The sequence below is a fragment of the Microvirga aerilata genome (assembly GCF_016743775.1).
Lineage (GTDB): Bacteria > Pseudomonadota > Alphaproteobacteria > Rhizobiales > Beijerinckiaceae > Microvirga > Microvirga aerilata.
The window spans coordinates 62352-89282 of record NZ_JAEQMY010000019.1 but is presented as its reverse complement, the minus strand read 5'-3'; the positions used below and the strand labels follow the sequence as shown (position 1 = coordinate 89282).

At 60.4% G+C, this 26931-nt stretch carries 17 protein-coding genes and 1 pseudogene; 9 read left to right on the top strand and 9 right to left on the bottom strand.

All coding sequences use genetic code 11. The features are described 5' to 3' along the window. Positions 1–554: 554 nt before the first annotated feature. Together JKG68_RS14965 and JKG68_RS14960 are read left to right on the top strand one after the other, a co-directional pair. Positions 555–6113, top strand: coding sequence for a hypothetical protein (locus JKG68_RS14965; RefSeq protein ID WP_202060884.1), 5559 nt, complete (start codon positions 555–557; stop codon positions 6111–6113). A gap of 77 nt (positions 6114–6190) precedes the next feature. Then, entirely contained in the window at positions 6191–9751 is a 3561-nt protein-coding gene (locus tag JKG68_RS14960) for a hypothetical protein (protein ID WP_202060882.1), read from the top strand. 345 nt (positions 9752–10096) lie between these two features. On the opposite strand, the gene JKG68_RS14955 is transcribed toward JKG68_RS14960, so the two are convergent. The 8 genes from JKG68_RS14955 to JKG68_RS14920 form a co-directional block, all read right to left on the bottom strand. Next, positions 10097–11746: a calcium-binding protein gene (locus JKG68_RS14955; RefSeq protein ID WP_202060880.1), complete on the bottom strand. Its 1650-nt coding sequence runs from the start codon at positions 11744–11746 to the stop codon at positions 10097–10099. Between the two features lie 207 nt (positions 11747–11953). Beyond that, positions 11954–13210, bottom strand: a complete 1257-nt coding sequence (locus tag JKG68_RS14950) for a molybdopterin molybdotransferase MoeA (RefSeq protein ID WP_202060878.1) — start codon at positions 13208–13210, stop codon at positions 11954–11956. Next, positions 13207–13683 (bottom strand): cyclic pyranopterin monophosphate synthase MoaC, encoded by a 477-nt coding sequence (gene moaC / locus JKG68_RS14945; protein WP_202060876.1) that lies wholly within the window; start codon positions 13681–13683, stop codon positions 13207–13209. Before moaC ends, JKG68_RS14950 begins: the two co-directional genes overlap by 4 nt. Further along, positions 13680–14480 carry an indole-3-glycerol phosphate synthase TrpC gene (gene trpC / locus JKG68_RS14940; protein ID WP_202060874.1) on the bottom strand — a complete coding sequence of 267 codons (801 nt, stop codon included), beginning with the start codon at positions 14478–14480 and terminating at the stop codon, positions 13680–13682. Before trpC ends, moaC begins: the two co-directional genes overlap by 4 nt. Positions 14481–14492: 12 nt before the next feature. Further along, the gene (gene trpD, locus JKG68_RS14935) at positions 14493–15506 is read right to left on the bottom strand and encodes an anthranilate phosphoribosyltransferase (protein WP_202060873.1); all 1014 of its coding nucleotides are present in this window, start codon (positions 15504–15506) and stop codon (positions 14493–14495) included. 6 nt (positions 15507–15512) lie between these two features. Further along, positions 15513–16142, bottom strand: a complete 630-nt coding sequence (locus tag JKG68_RS14930) for an anthranilate synthase component II (protein ID WP_202060871.1) — start codon at positions 16140–16142, stop codon at positions 15513–15515. Positions 16143–16206: 64 nt separating this feature from the next. Beyond that, on the bottom strand, positions 16207–17727 hold the full coding sequence (trpE, locus tag JKG68_RS14925) for an anthranilate synthase component I (protein WP_202060869.1): 1521 nt from the start codon (positions 17725–17727) through the stop codon (positions 16207–16209). Between the two features lie 3 nt (positions 17728–17730). Further along, positions 17731–19626, bottom strand: coding sequence for a peptidylprolyl isomerase (locus tag JKG68_RS14920; protein ID WP_202060867.1), 1896 nt, complete (start codon positions 19624–19626; stop codon positions 17731–17733). A 135-nt stretch (positions 19627–19761) separates the two neighbouring features. On the opposite strand from JKG68_RS14920, the gene tpiA reads away from it, so the two are divergent. From tpiA to JKG68_RS14885, 7 genes and pseudogenes are all read left to right on the top strand, one after another. Next, complete coding sequence (gene tpiA / locus JKG68_RS14915) at positions 19762–20529, top strand: triose-phosphate isomerase (protein ID WP_202060865.1); 768 nt, start codon at positions 19762–19764, stop codon at positions 20527–20529. Positions 20530–20654: 125 nt separating this feature from the next. Beyond that, positions 20655–21071 carry a preprotein translocase subunit SecG gene (secG, locus tag JKG68_RS14910; RefSeq protein WP_202060863.1) on the top strand — a complete coding sequence of 139 codons (417 nt, stop codon included), beginning with the start codon at positions 20655–20657 and terminating at the stop codon, positions 21069–21071. A 104-nt stretch (positions 21072–21175) separates the two neighbouring features. Beyond that, the gene (pyrG, locus tag JKG68_RS14905) at positions 21176–22807 is read left to right on the top strand and encodes a CTP synthase (protein WP_202060861.1); all 1632 of its coding nucleotides are present in this window, start codon (positions 21176–21178) and stop codon (positions 22805–22807) included. 57 nt (positions 22808–22864) lie between these two features. Then, complete coding sequence (locus tag JKG68_RS14900) at positions 22865–23731, top strand: VOC family protein (protein ID WP_246515444.1); 867 nt, start codon at positions 22865–22867, stop codon at positions 23729–23731. Between the two features lie 57 nt (positions 23732–23788). After that, positions 23789–24190: pseudogene (locus JKG68_RS14895) on the top strand (DUF350 domain-containing protein). A gap of 89 nt (positions 24191–24279) precedes the next feature. Beyond that, positions 24280–25122, top strand: a complete 843-nt coding sequence (gene kdsA / locus JKG68_RS14890; RefSeq protein WP_202060859.1) for a 3-deoxy-8-phosphooctulonate synthase — start codon at positions 24280–24282, stop codon at positions 25120–25122. A gap of 106 nt (positions 25123–25228) precedes the next feature. Next, the gene (locus JKG68_RS14885) at positions 25229–26398 is read left to right on the top strand and encodes an MFS transporter (RefSeq protein ID WP_202060857.1); all 1170 of its coding nucleotides are present in this window, start codon (positions 25229–25231) and stop codon (positions 26396–26398) included. Here the strand turns inward: JKG68_RS14885 and queF are convergent. Beyond that, the gene (gene queF / locus JKG68_RS14880) at positions 26383–26832 is read right to left on the bottom strand and encodes a preQ(1) synthase (RefSeq protein ID WP_202060855.1); all 450 of its coding nucleotides are present in this window, start codon (positions 26830–26832) and stop codon (positions 26383–26385) included. The two genes, JKG68_RS14885 and queF, sit on opposite strands and share 16 nt — an antisense overlap. Positions 26833–26931 lie beyond the last annotated feature (99 nt).

Genomic DNA, 26931 nt, shown 5'->3' with positions numbered 1-26931 from the left:
TGCGCGCAATCGGATAAGCCCAACGATCCCTGGAAGCCAATCGCCGCCTGATCAAACGGCATTGTTCAGGGCCGACTACTTACCGTACAGATAGCGGGGAAATTTACACTTGGATGAGTGTCGACCAACGCTCGACCGATGTTATCGCTTTAGCGGACGGTGGATTCGCCGTTGGTTTTCAGTCAAGTGTTGGCTAGTCTTCAGCATATACACAGAGAAGTAGTGTTTTTATTAACAAATTCAACTCATCAGGGGATAGGACGCATGAAGGATCTATTGGTTCCGTAGGTGGAAATCAATATAAAATATCCCTTTTTGATTCCATCGGTGAAGACATACTCCGTGTGTATGAGAATTATGACATTGGTAATTCCCAATCATCAATCATTTTTAAGAGTAGTAATTCTCGATATTCAGTTTCAACTCTTTCTGATGGAGATTCTTACGAATTTGAGCCTGTCGCAGTACGCCTTTCGAATGGGCACTTTGTAGCTGTTTGGACCGACACAAATCATCTGGGTGGGGATACCTCTGGTTATGCAATCAGAGGGAGGGTGATTACAAAGGATGGTGATGTAACTAACAGCCCTCCAAGTTTCGCCATCAACTCCACCGTAGCCGGAATGCAGCAGCAGCCGGTTGTTGCCGCTCTCCAGGAAGGGCGTTTTGTCGTTGCGTGGGCAGATATAAGCGCAGGTCATTGGGACATCCGCGCTCGCGTCTTCAATGCCAACGGTACGGCTGCGCCCGATGGAAGCGAGTTCGTCGTTAATACCGGCGTAGCTGCCGGAGTTGCCGGAGATCAGGTGGAGCCTGCGATCACGGTTCTGGCTGATGGTCGTTTTCTGGTCAGCTGGTCCGATGCCTCCGACGGTTTTTCAGTCAAGGGGAATATCTTTAGCTACCGCACTCAAGCAGTTACCGTGAACGGCACAGAAGGCAAAGACATCTACGCCGGCTCGGGTGTTGGCGGCGATAAGCTTATGGGGCACGGGGGCGATGACGTTCTCTTCGACGGTGCGGAGGGTGACGAAGGTGGCGCAGGGGACACCTTCGATGGCGGTGCAGGTGATAATGATAGTGTTAGCTACAAGCATGCCACTAGCGGTGTGACTGTGAGCATGGTCGATCCTAGCTTTGGTGCGGGAGCGGGGAAGAACGACGTCTTCATTGGTATCGAGAACCTGTACGGCTCGGCAAAGGATGACTATCTCCGTGGTGATAATAAAAGAAACTACATCTTTGGTGGCGATGGACAGGACATCCTCGATGGCGGAGATTACGGAACTGACGGAGATCCTGCAGACCATCTTGTCGGCGGTACCGGCTGGGACTTGGTCACCTATGAGCGCTCCAACACGGGCGTCGTCATCGATCTCGATACCCAAGACAACGGCGGAGGTGCCTATGGCGATATGTATGAGGAGATCGAGGCTTTTACGGGAAGCAATTTGGCGGATACGCTGACCGGCGCCAATGATGAAATCTACTTCTATGGGAGAGACGGCAACGATGTTCTCACGGGCAGCTGGAAGGCCGACCACCTTTACGGGCAAGGGGACAACGACCGGCTGGACGGCGGCGATGGGAATGACGAGCTCTGGGGCGGCTGGGGTGAGGACACCATCAGGGGCGGCAGAGGCAACGACACGCTGAGCGGCGAAGGCGGCGATGACGAGCTCGACGGCGGCACCGGCATAGACCGTTTTGACGGCGGCGAGCATAGCTTCATTGGCGACCAGGTTTCCTATCTCGGGGCATCATCGGGGGTCACGGCCAATCTCACGACCAACAGAGGAACGCGCGGCGAGGCAACGGACGACACCTATGTTGGCATCGAGAATCTCCTCGGCTCGAACTTCGATGACGAGCTGACTGGCAGTACAGCCAACAATGTCCTGCGCGGGGCGATCGGCAACGACAAGCTCTATGGGCTGGATGGAGACGATCTGCTGCGCGGCGGCGCCGGCGCCGATACGATCGATGGCGGAAGTGACATCGATTGGGCGGACTACACGTTTGCTGAGCCTGATAGCAGCGGCAACGGCGTAACCGTCAACCTGTCGGATTCGGATGGATCAGAGAATACGGGTGAGGCTTCTGGTGATGTTTTAATCTCCATTGAGAACATTCGCGGCTCCCGAGGCAACGACACCCTCACCGGCAATGATGCGAACAACCTCATCGAAGGTGGAGATGGCGGCGATGTCCTGTCCGGCGGCGGCGGAGCGGACACCCTCGATGGCGGCTCCGGCTTTAACGCCGGCTGGAACCTGGTGACGTACAAGTCCTCAAGCGCAGGCATCGTTCTGGACTTCACAGACCGCAATCAGGATCAGGGTGACGCCCGCGGGGACGTGTTCCTCGGAGTCATCAATGCCTATGAGGGGACGAACACAACCGACCGGATGGTGGGCAACAGCACACAGGCTGATGAGTGGGGCCACACCTTCTATGGCGTCGGCGGCAACGACACGCTCGTCGGCGGCGGCAGCAAGGATTACCTGCACGGCGGCGACGATGACGACCTGCTTGAGGGTGGTCTCGGCCCGGACACCTTAGTCGGTGGCGATGGTAACGATATGGCGACTTATGAGAGAGCTACATCAGGGATTACAGCCAATCTGGCTGCTAGCGGCGAGAACACAGGCGAAGCCGCAGGCGACGAATATAGTGACATTGAGAACCTGACCGGCTCCCGCTTCTCGGATAATCTCACGGGTAATGCCAGGAATAACAGGCTGGAGGGACGCGAAGGCGCGGACACGCTCGATGGCGGTGCCGGCATCGACACTCTGAGCGGCGGTAACGACGGAGACACATACCACATTCGGGACAGTGGTGATGTCATCGAGGAGAACGTCGCAAACCTCGGCACCGACGTTGCCAATGTCTACGCCAACTCCTTCAAGCTGGAAGACACGGTTGGAATCGAAAGGATCCAGGCTGGCGCAGGCGTCACCTTCGGCGTTCATCTGATCGGCAATGTTCATGGCAACGAGCTTGCAGGCACCGTCGGCTACGTTGATACCCTCGAAGGCGGCGAAGGTGATGACCGGTATTACGCCGATGCTCGCGATGTCATAATCGACGCCGGCGGCGCCAATGATGTGGTGATCGCAACCGTTGCAGGCACGTACACCGCGTCTGCTGGGATCGAAACCCTTCAAGCTGCGGAAGGCGTCGATGGCATCTGGCTCATCGCTGCTGCCGAAGGCACCGCGCTGATCGGCAATGGCCGGAACAACACACTCCAGGGAGGCGAAGGAGTCGACACGCTGAACGGCGGCGCAGGTGACGACACATATTATGCCGGTGTTACTGATGTGATCGTCGATGTGTCCGGCACCGACACCTTGGTTGTGACAACGGCTGGCAAGCACAGCTTGGAAGGCCGGGACAGTATCGAAATCCTGAAAGCGGATGCTGGGGCAGAAAATGTTTGGCTGGTAGGCCGGAGCGCCGCGGGAAGCCCGGCGAGCACGTTGGTGGGCAATGAGCTTGCCAACACCCTTGAGGGCGGCTCATCGGGTGACCGGATGACGGGCGGTGCTGGAGACGATGTCTATGTCCTCTCCGCGAAGAGCCTGGGTGCGACAACCACGGAAACTGGCGACGGAAATGACACTGTTCAGCTGAAAGGTGCTTTCTCCTCTGGGGCAACCTATACCCTTGCTGCTGGGGTCGAGATCCTCGACGCGCGTGATGCATCCGGTCTCGCTCAAGTGTCCGGCAACAACCTGGACAATACCATCTACGGCAATGGCTCCGGACTGGAGCTGGTCGGTGGGGAAGGCAACGACACCTATCATGTGAGCGGGTCTGACAAGGTTGTCGAGTCCGGCGCGGGCGGAACGGCCGATCGCATCATCGTAAAGACATCGACCTATAGGCTGGCCGATGATGTTCATGTCGAAATTCTGCAGGCGGATGAGAAGGGCAACACTTCGGCCCACCTAATCGGCAATGCGCGAAGCAACCTCCTGATCGGCAACGCGGGCCGCAACTATCTCGACGGTGGTGTGGGATCTGCTGACCGTTTCAATGGCGGTGACGGCAACGACACATACATCTTCCGCAACAAGGGTGATGCTCTGGACTCCGCAGATACCGGCGGCGATATGGATGTTGCCTATATCTTCGACGAGAACTTCAGCGGAGGCAAAGCAGAGGCAGACCTGTTCGAAGCTCACCTCAAGTCGATGGGCATCGAGTATGTCTATCGCAACACGGCGCCACCGCCACCACCGCCGGATGACGGCGGACTGGCGCCATGGAATCTGACCCTGTCATCGGATGTTGTGGACGAAAACTCTCCAGGTGGAACACCGATCGGCGTCCTCAGCGCGATGGACGATGTTCCGGGGCCACTCACCTACAGAATCGTCAATGATCCGGATGGAAAACTTGAGGTCGTTCGGCTCGCCAACGGACAATGGGTGCTTCGGGTTCGGGACAACGCCACGATCGACTTTGAGACGGATTCCGAACACGAGGTCTGGATTGAGGTCAAGGACATCGACGGCAAGACCCGCGAGGAAAAGTTTACGATCACTGTCAGAGACGGCGACGATACGCTGAACGGTGGCGAAGATAACGACACCTTGAATGGCGGCGGAGGTAACGATGTTATCAACGGCAATGGTGGTGACGATATCCTGAGCGGCGGCGTCGGTAATGATACGTTGAACGGCGGAGAGGATAACGACATCCTCAACGGCGGTGCCGGGAACGACATTCTCAAGGGTGGTGCCGGCAACGACATCCTCCATGGCGGGGACGGCAACGACATCTACTACATTTACCCAGGAGATGAAGGGGACGTCATCGTCGAGGACAAGGACCCGGATAAGGGTGGATCGAATGACAAGGCCTACATCTTCGTCTCCAGCTATGTGCTTGATGAGGATGTCGGCATCGAGATCCTGGAGGTCGGCGAGGGAGTCGAAAGCGGCGTCTCCATCACCGGCAACAACTTGGCCAACTCGATCATCGGCGGCTTAGGCGACGACATCCTCAAATCCGGCGGCGGGGCCGACACGCTAAACGGCGGTCTCGGTAACGACACCCTGACCGGCAGCACGAATGCCGCAAGCAGGCTCGAGGGCGGATCGGGCAACGACGTGTACTACATCCGCAACAAGGGCGATGTGGTTGTCGAAGTTGGCGACACCCTCGCTGGAGGAAACGATACGGCCTACATCTACTCGGCTGATTTCGATTCATTGGCAGAGCTCAACAATTACAAGGATTCACTCCTGGCCAATGGTATCGAGACCGTGATCGTGGATGATGGTGGTTCAGGCCCGGGCAATCAGCTGCCAACCAACATTACATTCTCGGATGCAATCACGCCCGAGAACCAGTTGTCTGGATCAACCATTGGATTCCTTTCAGCTTTGGATGCGGACGGTGATCCCTTAACCTTCACCTTGGAGGGTGATAGCACGGGTGGTGGTGTCACGCTCATAAACAACAATGAAATCGTCGTGGCCGACCACACGAGACTCGATTTCGAAAAATATGAGAATGGTGTGTTCACCATCATGGTTCGCGCCCATGACGGTAAAGGATCATCTGAGCTCGTCACGATTGAAATTACTCTTGAGAACCTCTTCAAGGAATCCGTGATCGGAAACGATGATCGTAACGACCTAATTCTTGGCGGCGCTACACAAGATGTACTCAGAGGAGGAGGGGGGAATGATACCTTGGCTGGCAGCTTCGAGGCAGATCGTCTCTATGGTGGCTCGGGTCAGGATACTTTCTTGTTCGATACGGTTCTCACTACCACGAACAAGGATTTGATCATGGACTTCAGCCTCGTCGAGCATGATAGGCTCTTCTTGAAGCAGTCGGTGTTCAACAAGCTTGCGCCTCCTAGTACATCAGGGGCGCCGTTGGAACTAAGCGCGGCACAATTTGGATTAGGCTCGGTGGCTACGACGTCGGAGCAACGTATCCTTTACGATCAGGCCACTGGCAACATCTATTACGATGCAGACGGCAATAGAGCTGGAGGTACTGCAGCACGGCTCCTGGCAACAATCAACAACAGGCCGGACGGAACGAACAAACCTCTGCTAGATCACTCTATGTTCTTCATCATCTGAGAAACGACTTTGGAGAAGCCTCTGTGGCTCTCCTAAGCGCACAACATCTGAAACATTATAAAATACAGGAGATCGACATGCCAGTTGCCCTAACAATTGATGTCTATACAGCACCAAATGGTACCGTACCGAACGGTGGCGCTAAGCCGGCTGGATCAAATACGGTTGTCCAGATAAACGAGAATATTCCTCAAGGTACTAGAATTGGTGAGATCAAAGGTTGGGAAAGCACGGTTTTCACTGGCAACCCTGTGATTACCTTTACCAATAATCCAGGTGGCCTCTTTGATGTTGAGATGACAACTATCAACGGTGTCAAAAGATGGTTTCTGATCGCTAAGGTTGATCCGACTGTAACAGAAACATTCGATTACGAGAATGAATACTGGTTCGGGATCTACCCGCAAGTCGCTTTTAAGATTACTAATCCTGGTAGTACAACAACGGTTCACCAAGGTTCCTTCCAGGTTGAGTTGAATGACCTTGTCGAAGGCCCCGCAAATACCGCTCCGGTAATCGGCGGCGTGGCTGCAGAGCAGAATGTGCAGGACATTGGCGCAGCAGCGGTGAGCCCGTTCGGGAGCCTGACGATCACGGATGGTACGACGACGCCAACGTTCCAGGCAACTGTGACCTTCACGGGCGGGGCCGGCACTCTGACCCATCTCCCAGGAGTCGGCAGCCTCAGCGGCAACACCTATACCGTGAGTGGCGCACGTGCTGACGTTGAGGCGGCTCTGAAGGCGCTCAGCTTCAATCCGAACGACAATCCCAACGGCGCTGTTGGTGCGGTAAGCAATACCACATTTTCGCTCTCGATTTCAGATGGCAGCTTGAGTGCCGAACCAGTCAGCACCGTTGTTCACTCCATAGTAGCAAATCGTGCTCCCACGAATGTGACTTTCCAGGGCGGCGCAACGAGCGCCAGCATCCAGGAAAACGGCCTGGCCCGGAAGGTGGCCGATCTCGCCGCAGCCGACACAAACCAGGGCGACAGCTTCGTCTACTCCTTCGATACCACCCGCACGGACGGTGGCAATGCCGGCGGCAAGTTCGCGATCAGCAGCGGTGAACTCAGACTTGTCGGGCCTCTCGACTTCGAGGCCAACGATCCCCTGCTCAAGAGCGAAGTGGTAGGCGGAGTAACTTTGAAGTACTACGAGGTGTTCGTGCGGGCACAGGACCAGGGCGGTAACGGCTTGTTCTCTCCTGTCCGGATGCTCAAGGTCTATGTCACCGATGACGCCAACGACAACAATAGGGCTCCTACGATTACCGTACAGACTGGAACAGAGCAAACCAGCGCCACGGATACGGGCCCGAGCGTTGCACCCTTCAGCGGTGTTACCTTTGGGGATTTAGACAACGATCAACTCACGGTCCGGATCTCTTTCGCTGCGTCCGAAGGTACTCTGGAGAACACAGGTGGAGTAAATCCCAATGACGAACTTGGGACACGGACCTACACCTTCACTGGGACCCATTCCCAGTTGACGGAGCTGATGGACAACTTGCGCTTCAACCCGACAGATCAGACCGCCAGCAGCGGCACCATCCGGACGAACTTCGTCATCAGGGTGGACGACCATAAAGCGCAGCCCGTCACTAATAACTCGATCAGCGTTCTCACCACCATCACCGATAAGACTCCCCCGAACATCGCGCCAACCATTACGGTGACTGGGCAGACTCAGACTACTGCCACCGATACTGGTCCGAGCGTTGCGCCGTTCACGGGTGTTACCTTCGGAGACAACGAGAATAACGACCTTGAGGTTACGATCTCTTTTGCCGCCAGCGATGGCGTTCTGGAGAACACCGGCGGTGTTGATGGTATCATCTCCGCCGGAACCATTACCTATACTTTTACTGGCAAGCACAGCCAGCTGACGGCCCTGATGGAAAATCTGCGCTTTAACCCGACAGATCGAGCCGGCAGCTCCGGCACCATCAAAACGGATTTCATCATCAAGGTAAAGGATAACTTCCATACCAGTTGGACAACCAACGAAACATTGAATGTCCTCACCTCGATTACAGATAAGACGCCGTCTAATATGGCTCCAACCATCGAAGTAAGCGGCAATACAACATTCAACGCTACTGATACAGGCTCGACCGTCAATCCTTTTGGCGGCATTGATCTGCACGATGCTGAGGATAATGAACTTACAGTAAGGATCTCTTTCGCGGCATCCGAGGGTGATCTTGAAAACGTAGGAACTGCAAGCTCCACCGTTATGGCGGGGACGAAGACTTACACGTTTAAAGGAAAGGCAGATGTTCTAGAGGTTATACTCGATAACGTTCGCTTCAATCCTTTGAATCGCCCAGATGCAACTTCACAGAGCACAGTCACTACTGACTTCATTGTTGAAGTCACCGACGCCTCGCATCCCGCAAATCCGGCGAGAAACGATGCTATCAATGTGGTGACCACCATTACGCCAAAGACCAACACGAACCAGTTTCCCGATAGCCTGACCTTTGCCAATAATAATGTTATGGCATCGATCAACGAAAACATTGCTGGTGCAACGTTCGGAGTCCTCAAAGGGCATGATCCCAACTCGGGTGACACTTTGACGTACGCGATCAGTCCGCTGAACAACGATACAAGCGGTAAGTTCGAGGTCGTCGAGACATCGCTGGGCTGGGTTCTCAGGCTTAAGGCTGGTCAGAGCCTTGATTATGAGAACTCCGGCGCCAACCACGCTCACGTCGTCAAAGTACGTGTATCGGACGGCAAGGGTGGTTTCCTGGATCAGGACTTTACGATCAACGTGGGGAACACTGACGAGCAGGCTTCGAACTCCGCACCAACGGGTATCAATCTATCGAACGACAGAGTCACCGAACTTCTCGCTGGCAACGACTTCACGGTTGCAACTCTGGCCGCAGTGGATCCTGACCAGAGCACTGGTTTCACTTACAGTCTCGTTGATAGTGCTGGTGGCCGCTTCAAAATCGAAGGCAACTCCCTCAAGGTTGTAAACGGCGTCATGCTCGATCACGAGCAGGCTACAACTCACAAAATCGTCATCCAAGTCGATGATGGAAGAGGAGGGGTGAAAGCTTTCGAGAAGATCATCAACGTTGCTGATCTGGCTCAGGAGCTCATGACAGCGGCTAATGCCAGCTTACTGAACGATGTGATAAAGGGCAGCAAGGACCTGAAGGCGAACGATGTCTTCTATGGCGGCCTGGGTGACGACAAGCTCTGGGGCGGCTATGGCAATGACACGCTCTGGGGCGGCGTTGGCAAAGACTTCTTTGTATTCCATGGGAAACTGGGTACGTCCAAGACGGATCGGAATGTGAACTTCGATACGATCATGAACTACAGCGTCAAGGAAGACTCGATCTGGCTTGAAGGCGATCTGTTCAAGTCCAACAAGAAGCTCTTTGCCGCCATCAAAAAGGGGACGGAGAACAAGCCGTTGAAGATGGCGAGCAAGTTCTTCACCGTGGGCGACAAGGCGAAGGATGCCGATGACTACTTCATCTATGATGCCAAGAAGCGCGTTCTCTACTACGACGCTGACGGCTCGGGCTCGAAGGCGGCCATTGAAATGGCGAGCTTCACCAACAACAAGGCCTTGAAGAACTTCAAGCACACAGAGTTCTTCTTTATCTGATCATAGCTACGATATATCGGACTACAGCGGGCCGCCCATAAGGGCGGCCCGTTTCTGTTTGGTTCAGGTCAACCAATGATAAACGTCGTGCTGGCCGAGAGCACGATCCAGCTCACGTCTGGGCAGCGGCAGTATGGATCGAGACGACATGGCTTTGTGGTCTCTACCTGCTTTATCAGTGACGGTCTGACCCAAGGTGGGGTGACCTCTATCGCCGGCATTTTAGAGCAGGGTGGGGCTGGGCGAAATGCCGTTGCGCCCGATGGCTCTTGCCAGGTGGCAGGCAACAAAAAACCCGCTTCAGCTCGGGCCGAAGCGGGTTGGGTAGGCGACCTTCTTGATCGCTTAGATCAGGATGAAGTCCGAGGCTGTCAGCTTCAGATTCTTGTCGAGCGTGGCGAACTTGACCGCCGCTATGCTGCCCGAGCCATCCGCATCGTAGGAAAGCGCACCGGAGGTCTTGTTGTAGATGATCCGGTCATCAGCGTCCTTGGCCTTGGTGCCGATGTAGAAGGCCGACGATGCCAGCTTGCTTCCGACCAGACCCGCGAAGAAGTCCACTTCGAGGGCGATCCTGTCGTCCTTCGTCGAGAACTTGGAGATCTTGTCCACGTTCGAGGAGCTCAACGCGGTGTCGAAGTAGAATGTATCCTTGCCTGCATCGCCGCTCAGCGTGTCCTTGCCCAGGCCGCCATAGATCTGGTCGTTTCCGGCATCGCCATTGATCTTATCGTTGCCGTCCTCACCCTTGAGGATGTCGTTTCCGCTGAGACCATTTAGGGTGTTCTTGCCCGCATGGCCGAGAAGGATATTGGCCTTGGCATTGCCGGTCAGGCTGACGCTCTTGCTGGGGCTGAGGCTCTCGTCGACCGCAAGGCCTTCGAATATTTCCTTCGACGACAGGGTGGCCGTTTTCGAGACGACGCGGCTGTCGAGGCCGCCTTTGTCGATGACGATGTCGACCTTGTCGTTGAACTTGTAAACATCGTTGCCCAGGCCACCCATGAGGATGTTCGGGCCTTCGCCGCCACCGCCGATCAGGGTGTCATTGCCGTCGCCGCCATCCAGCACGTCGATGCCGTCGCCGCCATCGAGGAAATCATCGCCGCCGTTTCCGTAGAGCAGGTCACGGCCGTTGCCTGTGGTCACCTTTTCGCTGACTGCACTGCCGACAAAGCGATCATCCCGAGCCTCGGACGTATCGGTGTTCATGGTAACGAGAACCGTCTGGTTCGCACGACCCCAATTGGTGAACTGAACTTTTGAGATATCAAGATCAGCTTTATCGGAACCACTCGTGAAGTGGATGGTGTCTGCGCTTGCAGCGGAGCCTTGAATGGCTTTTGCACCAAATGCCGTGCTCGCGCTGAAAGTGAGAGTCTTAGCAGTCGGAGTATCTGCAAAACGGATCAGGTCGATTGCGTCAAGTTCGCCAAGCCTGGCAGATCCGTGAATTTCTACCACATCAGTCTCTACAGCATCATGTGTACCTCTATCAGTGGTCAACGTGCCGAAGATTTTTGTTCCGGAAACTCCCTCATTAACAATGAAAGTGTCGTTTCCTCCTTTGCCAACGAAACTCTCCGCCGCACCATACAGGCTTATACGATCGGAGTTCTCCCCAGCCGTTATGACGTTAGCACTAGTTAGAGCAAAAAGGTTAGTGAAGGCGGCAGCGCTGCCCGCCCACTGATATCCAGACGCAGCAAAGGTGCTCCAGAAGGCTGCAAGAGATCCTGTGAGACCGGAAACACTGTAAACTTCGGTTCCACCTGCATTTCTTACGCTGATGTCAGTGATCTTCCCGCCAGCTGGAATATTGCCGCTGCTATACGAAAAATCGTTAGCATTGCTTGAAAAGGAAATGGTATAGCCATTTACCGCATTCAGCAGAGTGAAGTTGCTCCCATTGGGAGTGCCTTGAACCGATGCACCAACCAGTACCTCATCAAGAGACAGATTGGTGACTGCGTTATTGAAACTGTAGCTAGGCATGATGACCCCTTTGCGCCCGTTTTCCGGGCTATATAATGCAATAATATGTTATCTCATAACGTAAGCTCATTAGGCAATCGTCTTTGAGAATTAATTTCCCGGCGCTTTGTGGATCGGGTTTAAGGGAGAGCTGGCCGATATAGCTCCCCACGCGCCTGAACTTGAGCGTAAAGCTTAGCTTATAGAAGGTAGGCTAAAGTGCGGCCCTCAGCAGAACCGGCCGACTCGAATGATCCGGCAGGGCTCTCCGGCTGATGCGGCTGGAGCATGAGGCGGTCGGACCAGTAGGGCGTCAGAGCGCTCGAGAATGCTCAGCATCGACGAGTCTTGCACCAGATGCGGCGTGGCCACCGGGAACATCAGGCGCTCGGTTTTTCGAGCAAGGCTGAGTGGGATATTCTGGAGTGCCAGAGAGGCGCGCATGTAATCCTGCCGCTCCCTGTTGGGTGGAAGGTCCGCTCCCAGGATTGCATCCTCGCTGGGATCTTCGTCAGCCTTGAGGTCACCCAGCAGCGCCCGAATGGCTGGTACCAGAAACAGGATGGCGCAGACGAGGGATGAGACCGGGTTGCCGGGCAGGCCCAGCAGCAGCGTCGAGCCGAGGCGCCCGTGCATCAAGGGCTTGCCGGGCCGCAGGGCCACGCGCCAGAATCCGAGATCCATGCCCCGGCTGGCCAGGGCTTTCTGCACCAGATCGTGCTCGCCGACCGACGCGCCCCCCAATGTCACCAGGATATCCGCTCCAGCGTCCTGCGCGGCTCCAATGCGATCCTCCAGGGACTCGAGCGTATCCTGCGCGATTCCGAGATCGATGGCCTCGGCACCCGCTTTCTCGACCATGACCAATGTGGCAGGCAGGCTGGATGCCGTGATCTGATCGGGCCCGACGGGCTCCCCCGCCCGCACAAGCTCATCGCCCGTGGCCAGGATGGCGACGCGGGGCTTTCTGCGAACGGGGAGGGTGTCATGCCCCATGGCGGCCGCCAGGGCAACGTGCCGGGCATCGAGGCGAAGCCCGGTTTGCAGAAGCACGTCGCCGGCGCGGAAATCGAGACCGGCTTGGCGAATGTGGCGGCCGGAATAGGCCGGCTCCTTCACCACAACCTCATCGCCGGTCCGCTCCGTATCCTCCTGGAGCACCACGGTGTCCGCGCCCTCAGGCACCGGCGCTCCGGTGAAGATGCGCACGGCTTGCATCGGCCCCACTTGGCCGGAGAACTGGCGACCTGCCGCGCTCGTGCCGATCACCTGGAGGGTCGCCGGCGCTTCGGCCGCATCGGCGCTGCGCACCGCATAACCATCCATGGCGGAAGCCGGGAAGGGCGGCTGGTCCCGCAAAGCGCCGATGTCCTCCCCGAGCGTTCGGCCGGCGCAGGCTGCGAGGGGCACATGTTCGATCTCAACCGGCGTTTCGACGCTTGCCAGAACGCGGGACAGCGCATCCTCGACCGAGATCAAGCTCATGGGGCCTCGAAATCTCCAGAGCGGCCGCCGCTTTTCCGACGCAGGCGAATGTTCTCGATCCGCATGCCCTTATCGGCGGCCTTCACCATATCGTAGATCGTCAGGCATGCCACGGAAACGGCGGTCAGCGCCTCCATCTCCACGCCGGTCTGGCCCGACACCTTCACTTCGGCCGTCACTCGAACCCCCGGAAGAGTTTCGTCGAGCACGCAGTCCACCTTCACCTTGGAGATGAGGAGAGGGTGGCAGAGCGGGATCAACTCGTGGGTGCGCTTGGAGGCCATGATCCCGGCCAAGCGCGCGGTTCCCAGAACGTCGCCCTTCTTGGCGTCGCCCTGGCGGATCAGGTCCACTGTCTCCGGCCGCATGACCACGCATCCTTCCGCGATTGCGGTGCGGCTGGTGACGCTCTTTTCAGAGACGTCGACCATGTTGGCTTCGCCCGCCGCATCGAGGTGCGTGAGCGTCGTCATGCGGCTTCGCCGAACAGGAGTTTTCGGGTGGCCGCCGCTACATCCGCCTGCCGCATCAGGCTCTCGCCTACCAGGAAGGTGCGAATGTCGACCCTGGTCAGACGCTCGATATCGTCCAACGTAAAGATGCCGCTCTCGCCCACGATGATGCGGTCGGACGGGATCAGGGGAGCCAACTCCTCGCTCACGGCGAGCGAGACCTCGAAGGTGCGAAGGTTGCGGTTGTTGATGCCCACCAGCTTCGTGCCGAGGGGCAGAGCGCGTTCCAGTTCGGCACGGTCATGCACCTCGACCAGCACGTCCATGCCCAGGTCATGGGCGGTGTCGATCAGGCTGCGGGCCTCCTCATCGGTGACGCTCGCCATGATCACAAGGATGCAATCGGCTCCCCAGGCGCGCGCCTCGTACACTTGGTAAGGCTCGAACAGGAAATCCTTGCGCAGGGCGGGCAGGCCGGAGGCCTCGCGGGCTTGAGCCAAGTACTCGGGTTTCCCCTGGAAGGATGGCTCATCGGTCAAGACAGACAGGCAGGTTGCGCCTCCGTCCGCATAGGCCTTGGCGAGGCTCGGCGGATCGAAGTCGGCGCGGATCAGGCCTTTGGATGGGCTGGCCTTCTTGACCTCGGCGATGAGCGCAGGGCGCCCCTCGGAGAGATGACGCTCAATGGCTTTGGCGAAGCCGAGGGGCGATGAGGCGAGACTCGCGCGACGCTCGATTTCCGCTTGGGGAACAGCCGCTTTCGCCGCTGTGATCTCCTGGCGCTTATAGGCTTCGATCTTAGCGAGAACGTCACTCATTGGATCATCTGCTCAAGCGTTCGAGACTTGCACGAGGCGCTCGAGGGTGGCCTTGGAGGCGCCGCTGTCCAACGCGCGGGTCGCACGATCAAGCCCGTCGCGCAGGTTCGCTGCCTGGTCCGCGATCACCAGGGACGCGGCCGCATTGAGGAGAGCCACGTCCCGGTAGGGGATGCGGGCTCCCTCCAGAACGGCGCGCAGTTGGGCCGCGTTGTGCTCAGGGTCGCCGCCTTTGAGATCCTCGGGCTTTGCTGTAGGCAACCCAACCTCGTCAGGGGTCACGATAAAGCGGCGGATCACGCCGTTTTCAAGCGCCGCCACGAGGGTCGGACCAGTGGTGGTCATCTCATCGAGCCCATCGGACCCATGCACGGTCCAGACTTTTCTTGAGCCGAGTTCCTTCAGAACCTGGGTCAAGGGCTCCAGCCAAGCCTCTGAAAACACGCCGAGAAGCTGGTTGGTGGCCCCGGCAGGATTCGACAGGGGCCCGAGCAGGTTGAAGATCGTGCGGGTGCCGAGCTCGACGCGCACCGGCGCCACATGGCGCATGGCGGCGTGGTGCGTTTGGGCAAACATGAAGCAGAGGCCAGCCTCCTTGAGGCAGCGCTCCAGGCCCACCGCGTCGAGGCCGAGCTTCACGCCAAGGGCCGCCAGCACGTCCGCCGTGCCGGATTTCGAGGAGGCCGCCCGGTTGCCGTGCTTGGCGACGGGAACACCGCACGAGGCCACGATGATCGAAGCCAGCGTCGAGATGTTGTAGCTGCCCGAATGGTCGCCGCCCGTGCCTACGATGTCGATGGCCTCAGGCGGGGCGCTCACCCGCAGCATGCGCCCGCGCATGGCCGATACCGCGCCGATGATCTCGTCCAGGGCTTCGCCGCGCACCCGCAGGGCCATCAGGAAGGCGCCGCCTTGGGCGGGTGTCACCTCGCCGGAGAGAAGGTCATCGAAGGCATCCTGCGCCTCGTCCCGGGTCAGCGATGCGCCCGTGGCGACCTTCGCAAGGTAGGATTTGAAGGATTCCATCGGTTTTCAATGTCCTGCTTGAGCGGATTCGCTGTAGGTCCGGCGCTGCCTGGCGTTCCAATCGGTCGCGAGCTCGAAGAAGTTGCGCATGATCGTCACCCCGTGTTCCGACAGGATGCTCTCAGGATGAAACTGCACCCCATGGATCGGCAGAGCGCGGTGGGACAAGCCCATGACGAGACCGTCCGATGTCTCGGCCGTGACGACGAGATCCGCCGGGCACGTTTCCCGGTCTACGATCAGGGAGTGATAACGGGTGGCCTTGAAGGATCCGTTGATCCCGCGGAACACCGCCTGGCCGCCGTGCTCCACATCCGAGACCTTGCCGTGCATCGGCAGGGGCGCCCGTGAGACGGTGCCGCCGAACACTTGGCCGATGGTCTGCAGTCCCAGGCAGACGCCAAAGGTCGGGATTTCGGGCGAGGCGCGCGTCACGAGGTCGAGGCATATCCCGGCATCGTTCGGGGTGCCGGGGCCTGGGGAGAGCACGATCACGTCCGGCGGGGAGGCAAGCACCGCGTCGGTGGTCAGGGCGTCGTTGCGCACGACGTCCACCGAGGTGGCGAGGGGGCCGAGCAGGTGCACCAGATTCCAGGTGAAGCTGTCGTAATTATCGATCACGAGAACGCGGGTCATGGTGCGCCGACGTTCGCGTAACCGGCAGGCCCGGTCAAGGGAAGCATTGCCGCTGAGGCTGCGGTCATTGTCCAATTCTCGCCTGGCTTGCGAAGCGCACCGCCTCTTCGGCTGCCCGAAAAAGGGCCTTCGACTTGTTGATGCATTCCTGCTGCTCGGAGGCGGGGTCGGAATCGTAGACAATGCCGGCGCCCGCTTGTACGGCCATGCGGCCGTCCTTCACCACGGCGGTGCGCAGCACGATGCAGGTGTCCATCTCCCCATTGGCGCCGAAATAGCCAATGCATCCCGCATAAGGCCCGCGCTTGTCCTTCTCCAGCTCGTCGATGATCTGCATGGCGCGCACCTTCGGCGCGCCGGAGACGGTGCCGGCCGGGAAGCCTGCCACCAGGGCATCGAGGGCGTCGAAGGAGGGGTCGAGCCGACCTTCGACATTCGAGACGATGTGCATCACCTGGCTGTAATATTCGAGGAAGAAGGAGTCCGTGACCTCGACGGAGCCCATCTCGGCCACCCGGCCCACGTCGTTGCGGCCGAGATCGAGGAGCATCAGATGCTCGGCCCGCTCCTTCTGGTCGGCGAGCAGGCTTTCCGCATGGGCTCGGTCCTCGGCGGCCGTCGCGCCGCGCGGGCGCGTTCCGGCGATGGGCCTGATGGTGACCTTGCCGTCGCGCACCCGCACCAGGATCTCCGGCGAGGAGCAGACGATCTGGAAATCCTCGAAGTCCAGATAGCACAGGAAAGGCGCAGGATTGATCCGCCGCAAGGAACGGTAAAGGGCAAAGGCGGGCAGGGGAAAGGCGGATTCGAAGCGCTGGGACAGCACCACCTGGAAGATGTCGCCGGCCCGGATATAGTCCTTTGCCCTGGCCACCATCGCCTCGAACTCTTCCGGCGTCGTGTTGGATGCCGGGGGCTCGAAGATAATCTTGGTGGGATCGCTGCGGTCGTCGATGGGGATCGGCCGTTCAAGCGCTGCGGTGACCTCGTCCAGCCGCGACAGCGCCGTCTCGTAAGCCGCTTTGGCGGACACGCCGGGCTGCGGACGCACGGGAGTGATCAGGGAAATCTCGTCCTTCACCCCGTCGAAGACCACCATCACGGTGGGCCGGATGAGGATCGCGTCCGGAACCTTCAGCACGTCAGGATTGGGCTCGGGCAGCCTCTCCATGAGGCGCACCATGTCATAGCCCAGATAGCCGAAGAGGCCCGCCGCCATGGGGGGAAGATCGTCGGAGAGGGGCAGGGCGCTTTCCTTGATGAGCGCACGGAGGCTCTCCAGGGGCGGGCGATCATCGACCCTGAATTCCTGCCGTCGGCTCAACGCATGACGATCGATCGATGCAACGCCGTCCTGGCAGCGCCAGACCAGGTCCGGGTCGAGGCCGATCATGGAGAAGCGGCCCCGGGTGGCCCCGCCCTCCACCGATTCCAGCAGGAAGGCCGAGCCTTGCCGGTCGTGCCGCAGCTTCATGAAGGCGGCGACAGGGGTCAGAAGATCCCCCACGAGGGTGGCGCGCAGGACGCCGGCCTCGCCGGCCTCGTAGGCTTGCGCGAACGTGCTGTAATCGGGCGTGAGCGTCATGGCTTAGAGTTCGCCGCCCGTCGCCTGACGCAGCGCCTGCTGATTGACCGTGACGCCGAGATCCTGGCGGACCTGAGCGATGTACTGGTTGATCAGATCGTCGCCGAAGCCGGTCTTGAGCCGGTTGTCGATAGCCTGTGCCTCTTGGGTGGTGGTCATCAGGGGCGGCACCGTGGCAGACGTCACCTTGAACACCGCGCGGGCGTCCGCTCCGTTGGCCGCATGGCCCGCCTTGCCCACGGGAAGGGCGAAGATGCGGTTCACCGCCTCGGCCGTCAGGTCCTCCTTGGCCGCATTGCGGGCGAGATCGGCGGCAGTCCTGACCGGCGCTCCGACCTCCTGGGCCACGGCCTCAATGGCCTCTCCCTTTTCCAGGCGCTCTGTCAGCTGCCGGGCTTTCTCCGACAGGCGCTGGGCCACCTGATCCTCGCGCCATTGCGCGGCAACCTGATCGCGAACCTCGTCGAGGCTCTTCTCGCGGGAGGCCTCAATGCCGGTCACGTCGTACCAGACATAGCCGGTGGCGGTACGCAGGGCCTCGTTATCGACGCCGATATCGGACGCAAACGCCGCTTTCACGACCGCGTCCTTTTCAGGAAGATTGACCGCATTGCCGGCTTTGTCGAGGCCGCTCGCATCCACCGCCGGCACCTGAACCAGGGCGAGCCCCTTCTCCTTGGCGATGTCCGCAAGCGGCTTGGCGCCGGCGCGCAGATCCTCGATTTCGTCATGGATCTTCTCGATCTGCCCCTGAGCACGCTCCTGGGCAACGCTCTGACGAATCTCGGCGGCAACCTCCTCGAAGGGGCGAACCGCTTCCGGCTGGATCTGCGTGACCCGCACGAGAACCGGTCCGAAGCGGCCGGCAACCGGGGCGCTCACGGTTCCCTGCTGGAGCCCGAAGGCGGCATCGGCCACGGCCTGATCGAGCATTTCGGCCTTCGTGAAGGTGCCAAGCTCCAGATCCTGCGGCGAGACGTTGCGCTCGGTGGCAACGGCCTCGAAGGTCGCGCCGTCCCTGATCTTGGCGGCTGCGGCCTCGGCTTCCGCCGGTGACGGGAAGGTAATCTGCTGGATCGTGCGACGCTCCGGCGTGCCGAACCGGGCCTTCTGCTGCTCATAGGCCTGCCGGGCATCGGCCTCGGACACGGTATCGGGCTTCGCCAGGGCGGCGGCATCGAGCGCCATGGCCGTCACGGCCCGGTACTCGGGAGCCCGGAAGGTGCTCTTGCGCTCGTCGAAGAAGCTCTGCAGCTGTTCGTTCGTGGCGGCGGGGATGTCGCCGGCTGCGGCCGCGGGCAGGAGGATGTAGGCGGCGGCGCGTCGTTCGGAGGAATAGCGGTGGAGCGCATCGCGGGCCGCAGCCGGCACCGTGACGTCGCCGGCAAGGGCCTCGGCCAGGTGGAGGCGCGTCATGGCCGCGCGCTGCTCCTGCACGAAGCCGGCCTCGGACAGGGAAGCGTTGCGCAGGGCCTGATCGAAGAGGGCGCGGTTGAACTGCCCGTCGGCACCCTTGAAGGCCGGGTTGTCCGTGATTGAACGGGCCACGAGCTCATCGGACACGGAGAGCCCCATCTGCTTGGCCTGCTCGGTCATCACGGCTTCGGTTACGAGGTTGTTCACCACCTGCTGGTCGAGACCGAAGGCCCGGGCCTGCTCAGGGCTGATGACGGTGCGGAACTGGCGCCCGAGCCGCTGCAGCTCGTTGGTATAGGCGCTGCGGACCTGCTCGACCGTGATCGTCGTGCTGCCGACCTCGGCTACCGTGGAGGCGGGGGTCGCACGGAAGATGTCGCCGATGCCCCAGATGGCGAAGCTGACGATGATGGCGCCGAAGAAGATCGTGGCGATGACTTTGCCGACCAGGGTCTGCCCAGCCTTGCGCATGTTCCGAAGCATCGTGAACCCGTTTCCCAAAAACTCGTTAAACACGCCGATAAACGATCAGGGGCTCTACGAAAAGGGCAAGTCTGGTTGAAAGAGGGCTCAAGCCTCTGCTAGTGCCAGATAATCAAGCGTGACAGGAGTGCTGGAATGAGTGTCGATAGGCCGCGCCCGCTGGTGGCGGGAAACTGGAAGATGAACGGTTTGAAGACCTCGGCGAAGGTGCTGGAGGAGATCCATGCCGGCTATACGCCGGGCCTGAAGGCCAAGGTGGAGCTGGCCGTCTGCCCGCCGGCCACGCTGGTTGGCATGCTCGCTCAAATCTCCGTGGGCTCCCGGGTGGCCATTGGCGGGCAGGACTGCCACGCCAAGGAATCGGGCGCGTTCACCGGCGATCTTTCGGCCGAGATGCTTGCGGATGCCGGCGCGACCTACGTGATCGTCGGCCATTCCGAGCGCCGACAGTACCACAAGGAAAAGGACATGGATGTCTGCGCCAAGGCGGTGGCGGCCCACCGGGCCGGCCTGACGGCCATCGTCTGCGTCGGCGAAACGCGGGAGGAGCGTGAATCCGGCAAGACCCTCGGCGTGGTGCGCAAGCAGCTGCGCGGTTCCATCCCGGTCGATTCGAATAGCCAGAACCTCGTGGTGGCCTATGAGCCGGTCTGGGCCATCGGCACCGGCCTGACCCCCACGATCGCCGATGTGGCCGAAGTGCATGCCCTGATCCGCGATGAATTGAGGCGCCTGGTCGGCAAAGCCGATGCACCCAAGGTCCGCATCCTCTATGGCGGCTCCGTGAAGCCTTCCAATGCAGCCGACCTGATGGCAGTGGACAACGTCAACGGCGCTCTGGTAGGCGGGGCGAGCCTCGTTGCCGCCGACTTCCTGGGCATTGCCGGGGCGTATCTGGGTTAAGTCTCCAAAAGGCGGCTTGCGGGTCTTTGATCCTGCGCCCACCTATGCTACAGGCCGCCTCAACAGACGGATTGCGAGCGGCTGACGCCTTCAACAAGCGCAGCCGCTTGAGGTTTTTGAAAACGATGCAAACAGTTCTCATTATCGTCCACCTGATCATCGTTCTCGCTCTGATCGGCGTGGTTCTCCTGCAGCGCTCCGAGGGCGGCGGCATGGGTTTGGGCGGCGGCGGTGGCGGAGGCGGTGTCTCCGGCTTCATGACCGGACGCGGGCAGGCCAATGCGCTCACCCGGGCGACAGCGATTCTCGCCGGGCTGTTCTTCGTGACGAGCATCGCGCTGACGGTCATGGCGACCTCCACCAGGGCTCCACGCTCGATCCTCGATGGTGCCGCTCCAGCGGCTCCTGGTCAGCAAGCTCCGGCGGCTCCTCAGGGCGGCAACGTGCTCGAGCAGCTGCAGCGTCTCCAGGGAGACCAGCCGGCCAGCCCGGCACCGGCTCCCGGCGCTCCGGCGCCAGCGCCCGCAGCGCCTCAGCAATAACCGAAGTCAGGGCCGGACCTCCGGCCCTCTCTTTTTGTGGATGGCTTTCGAGTGGGTCGGTTCGCGATTGCGAATCGGCGCTCGATGTTTATGGATAGGGGTCCATGACGCGGTACGTATTCATCACCGGCGGCGTGGTGTCTTCGCTCGGCAAGGGTCTGGCTTCGGCAGCCCTCGGAGCGCTTCTCCAAGCACGCGGCTACAAGGTCCGGCTTCGCAAGCTCGACCCATATCTCAACGTCGATCCGGGGACGATGAGTCCCTACCAGCACGGCGAGGTCTTCGTGACCGACGACGGCGCTGAGACCGATCTGGATCTCGGACATTACGAGCGCTTCACGGGCGTGCCGGCCAGCAAGGCCGACAACATCACCACCGGGCGCATCTATCTCGACATCATCACTAAGGAGCGGCGCGGGGATTATCTCGGCGCGACCATCCAGGTGATCCCGCATGTCACGAACGCCATCAAGGATTTCGTGCTCACCGGCAACGAGGGCTTCGATTTCGTGCTGGTGGAGATCGGCGGCACGGTGGGCGACATCGAGGGGCTGCCGTTCTTCGAGGCCATCCGCCAGCTCGGCAACGACCTGCCCAGAGGGCAGGCGATCTACGTCCACCTGACCCTGCTGCCGTTCATCCCGTCCGCCGGCGAGCTGAAGACCAAGCCCACCCAGCACTCGGTGGCGGAGCTGCGCTCCATCGGCATCCAGCCCGACATCCTCCTCTGCCGGACGGATCGCGAAATCCCCAGGGACGAGCGGCGCAAGCTCGCCCTGTTCTGCAATGTCCGCGAGACGGCCGTGATCGAGGCGCGGGATGCGCGCTCCATCTACGACGTTCCGTTGGCCTACCATCAGGCGGGGCTCGACAGCGAGGTTCTGGCGGCCTTCGGCCTCGACAGCAGCGCCAAGGCTCCCGACCTCAGCCGCTGGACCAACATTTCCGGCCGCGTTCATAACCCGGAAGGCGAGGTCACCATCGCGGTGGTCGGCAAGTACACCGGCCTCAAGGACGCCTACAAGTCGCTCATCGAGGCGCTTCACCATGGCGGCATCGCCAATCAGGTGAAGGTGAACCTGGAGTGGATCGAAAGCGAGGTCTTCGAAAGCGAGGATCCGGCGCCGTTCCTGGAGGGCATTCACGGCATCATGGTTCCGGGCGGCTTCGGCCAGCGCGGCGCCGAGGGCAAGATCCGGGCGGCCCGCTTCGCTCGCGAGCGCAAGGTGCCGTATTTCGGCATCTGCTTCGGCATGCAGATGGCCGTTATCGAGGCGGCGCGATCTCTCGCCGGCATCCAGGACGCCAGCTCCACCGAGTTCGGCCCGACCGCCGAGCCCGTCGTCGGCCTGATGACCGAGTGGCTGCGCGGCAATGAGCTCGAGAAGCGGGCATCCGGGGGCGACCTTGGCGGCACCATGCGCTTGGGCGCCTATCAGGCTTCGCTCAAGCCCGGCAGCAAGGTGGCGGAGATCTATGGCGGCACGGAAATCTCCGAGCGCCATCGGCATCGCTACGAGGTCAACATGACCTACCGCGACCAGCTGGAGTCCAAGGGCCTGCGCTTCTCCGGGGTATCTCCTGACGGCGTTCTGCCCGAGATCGTGGAATACGAGGACCATCCCTGGTTCATCGGCGTCCAGTACCACCCGGAGCTGAAGTCCCGCCCCTTCGAGCCGCACCCGCTCTTCCGGAGCTTCATTCACGCGGCTGTGGAGCAAAGCCGGCTGGTTTGATGTTAACCTGAACCGTCGTGCCTGGGATGATCCCAGGCGCGACCGACAGGAAAGAGCATGATGAACCGCCGGATCGACCATCTCGTTGTTGCCGTTCACGACCTGGACAGGGCTGGAAGCTTCTACCAGCGCTTAGGCTTTCAGGTCGGAGCGCGGAATCGACACCCTTGGGGCACGGAAAACCGGATCGTTCAGCTTGCCCAGTCCTTTATCGAGCTGATCACGGTAGGCGAGGGGGCGGCGATTGCCCCGCATCAAGAGAGATCCTTCAGTTTCGGCGCCTTCGTTCAGAATTACCTGAGCCGCCGCGAAGGCTTGGCGATGCTGGTGCTCGACAGCCAGGACGCCGAGGCTGATGCAGCCCTGTTTGCCGATAAAGGAATCGGCTCCTTCGAGCCTTTCCGTTTCGAGCGTAGCGGTCGCCGCCCCGACGGATCCGAGACCAAGGTCGCCTTCACATTGGCATTTGCATCGAGTGAGGGCGCTCCCCATGCAGGCTTCTTCGTCTGCCAGCAGCATTACCCGGAGAACTTCTGGAATCCGGAGTTCCAGCGCCACGACAACAAAGCGACCGGGATCTCGGCCGTGGCCTTGGCGGCTCCGAACCCGGAAGGATACCGTGCTTTCCTGACAGCGTTTACGGGAACGGAGCCCACCAGCCCGGACCGGGACGACCTCTCGTTCCGTCTCGGCGAGAGCCACTTTGACGTCCTCACACAGGACGATGCCGCCGAGATCTACGCCTCCATCGAGGCCGAGCTCGACCAGCCGTCCTTCGTGGCGTTCGGTGTGCGGGTCGAGAACATCGGTCGCCAGGCGACGTGGCTGGACGCAGCTGAGATTCCCTATCAGCACATCGGCAGCAGGCTTATCGTGCCGGCAAGTGCTGCCTTCGGTGTCGCTATCGCCTTCGAGCCAACGTAATCTTAACCATGTACCTCTAAACGATTGGAAAACTTCAATCGTTTGGGGGCTAGAACCGTGACTTCATCACTTGCGGGCTTGACTGATTTCCTGATCTTTTTCGTTCTCGCGGTCGGGCTCGTGGGCCTTTATCTTGCGGTTTATACGCTTGCGACCATGCATAACTAGTTCGCCCTGATCCGCGAAAACGTGATTTCGGCAGCAACCGCTCTCGGCTTCAGCCTCGTCGGCTTCGCCCTTCCGCTCGCCAGCGCCATTGTGCATGCCCAGACCATTGTCGATTGCCTCGTCTGGGGCTTGGTGGCTCTTGCGGTGCAGATTGTTGTCTACTGGCTCGTTCGGATCGTGATGCCGAACCTCTCGGAGCGCATCGCCGCCGGCGAGATGGCCGCAGCGCTCTTCCTTGGCGCGGCCTCGCTCGCAGCCGGGATCATCAACGCGGCAGCTATGACGTTCTGAGCTGTCGTTCCGGCGCACGGCCATTGGGAAGGCGCCCAGGAGCCCTTCGCCCACTTTGCTTGCTGCGCCAAAAGCGCTAGTGACGGTGCATGACCGATACCAAACAGCATCCAGCCGTCGTCGAGGCCGGTTCCGTCCGCTTCGGCAATCATCTCCCGCTCAGCATCATTGCCGGGCCCTGCGCCATGGAAAGCCGAGAGCATGCGCTCGAAATGGCTTCTGCGCTCAAGGAGATTGCCGGGCGCCTGGGTATCGGCCTCGTCTATAAGTCGTCCTTCGACAAGGCCAACCGAACCTCGGTCTCCAGCGCCCGAGGCATCGGGCTGGACAAGGCTCTCTCGGTCTTTGCCGAGGTCAAGGAGAGATACGAGCTGCCGGTTCTCACCGATGTGCACGAGAACGACCAATGCGCGCCCGTCGGCGAGGTGGTGGACATTCTCCAGATCCCCGCCTTCCTATGCCGCCAGACCGATCTTCTGATTGCCGCAGCCAAGACCGGCCGGGTCGTGAACGTGAAGAAGGGGCAGTTCCTCGCACCATGGGACATGGCCAATGTCGCCGCGAAGGTGGCAGGCGCCGGCAACCCGAACGTCATGCTCACCGAGCGCGGTGCCTCCTTCGGCTACAACACCCTCGTGTCCGACATGCGGAGCCTTCCCATCATGGCCGAGACCGGGGCCCCGGTGATCTTCGACGCCACCCACTCGGTCCAGCAGCCCGGCGGCAAGGGCTCCACGTCCGGCGGCCAGCGCGAATATGTTCCGGTTCTGGCCCGCGCGGCGGTTGCCGTGGGCGTCGCCGGCGTCTTTATTGAAACGCATCAGGACCCCGACAAGGCCCCCTCCGACGGTCCGAACATGGTGCCTCTGAAGGAACTCGAGACGCTGCTTTCCCGGCTGATGGCGTTCGACGCGCTGGCTAAGGGCAGGTAAGCCTGAGGCTGCCTCCATGTGTCAGGATGCGGATCCGGCTGCTGATCGCTTTATGGCTGCGATACAGACTTGCAGCTCCGTTCCGTGTCTTGAACGATAGGGCGTCATGTCTCCCCGCAGTTTGATCCTGATCCTCGCCGCCAGCGGCTTTGCAAGCACCTTTTCCTCCCGCGCGGTAGAGCCTATGGTAGGGATCATCGCTCGGGATCTGCAATCCAGCCCACAAACCATCGCTCTCCTATCTGCAGCGTTTGCGCTGCCTTTCGCCTTCATCCAGCCAGTTCTGGGTCCGGTAGGCGATGCCTTAGGAAAGGAGCGGGTCATGAAGGTGGCCCTGGTATTTCTCTTCCTGACACTGGCAGGATCCATCTTCGCACCCAACGTAGAGACACTCTTTACACTTCGCATCATTGCAGGTGTTGCGGCTGGCGGCGCAGTTCCGCTCTCTATTGCTTTGATCGGCGATCGGGTGGAGGTGGACCAGCGCCAAGTGGCGCTGAGCCGCTTTCTCGTCGCGGTAATAGTCGGCCAGCTCGCCGGGTCGGCCATCGCTGGGCTCCTGGCCGAGATGGCCGGCTGGCGGGGCGTGTTCGGAATATCAACCCTGATGATGGCCGGTGCCCTAGCGGCCACGTTCCTGGGCTTTCGAGGAGCGTTGCCCGGTGGGAGGCTGGAAGCGCGCAAAGTGATGCAGCGCTATGGCGACATCCTCTCTAATCCGCGCGCCCTGACCCTCTTCGGCCTCGTCTTCGTGGAAGCCATCGCCATTTTCGGCATCTTCCCCTATGTGGCGCCCCTGCTCGAGGAGCGGGGCGGGGGCGGGCCGGCTCAGGCAGGGTTTGCCATCGGCGGCTTTGCGGTGGGTGGGCTCGTCTATTCAGCCCTCGTGACCTGGATGCTGAGGAGGCTCGGCATCGGCAGGATCCTCCTGGGAGGCGGCTTTTTCGCGGGCGCTGCCCTTGTGGTTCTGGGATTGGGTGGCGACTGGAAGCTCGATGCGGCTGCCCTGCTGCTCATGGGGCTTGGCTTCTACATGCTCCACAACACCTTTCAGGCCCAGGTGACGGAAGTGGCGCCTGGAGCGCGCGCCTCGGCGGTCGCGCTCCATGCCTTCTCGTTTTTCTGCGGTCAGGCGCTCGGCGTGGTGCTCATGGGCCTCGGCCTGCGCACCATCGGCCTGACCGGGGCGACCTTCGTGGCCGCCCTGATCATCGTCGGCGTCGGCCTGACCGCGTCCTTCTTCCTGACCAGGCCGGCCGCTCAGCGAGCCCGGTAGGGCGCCACGCCCTGGTCGGGCAGCCAGAGGTTCTTCGGCAGTTCGCCCGTCTGCCAGAACACGTCGATGGGGATGCCGCCGCGGGGGTACCAATAGCCGCCGATGCGCAGATACCGGGGCTCCAGCAGGTTGGCGAGGCGCTTGCCGATGGCAACCGTGCAATCCTCATGGAAGGCGCCGTGATTGCGGAAGCTGTGCATGTAGAGCTTCAGCGACTTGGATTCGACGAGCCAGGGGCCCGGCACGTAGTCGATGACCAGAATCGCAAAATCCGGCTGGCCCGTCACAGGGCACAGCGAGGTGAATTCCGGCACGGTGAAGCGGGCGAGGTAGTCGGTGTCGGGATGCGGATTCGGCACCCGGTCGAGCTGCGCCGTTTCGGGAGAGTCGGGGAGGGCGCTCGCTTGGCCGAGCTGAAGGCTGGTTTTTGTCACGCTATTTCGCCTTGGATCAATGGTTTGAGGGCTCTTGCCGTCCTTGCTCACCTGATCATTTCGGTCAATAAGCCATTCCATGACTTGAGGCCGCACCCG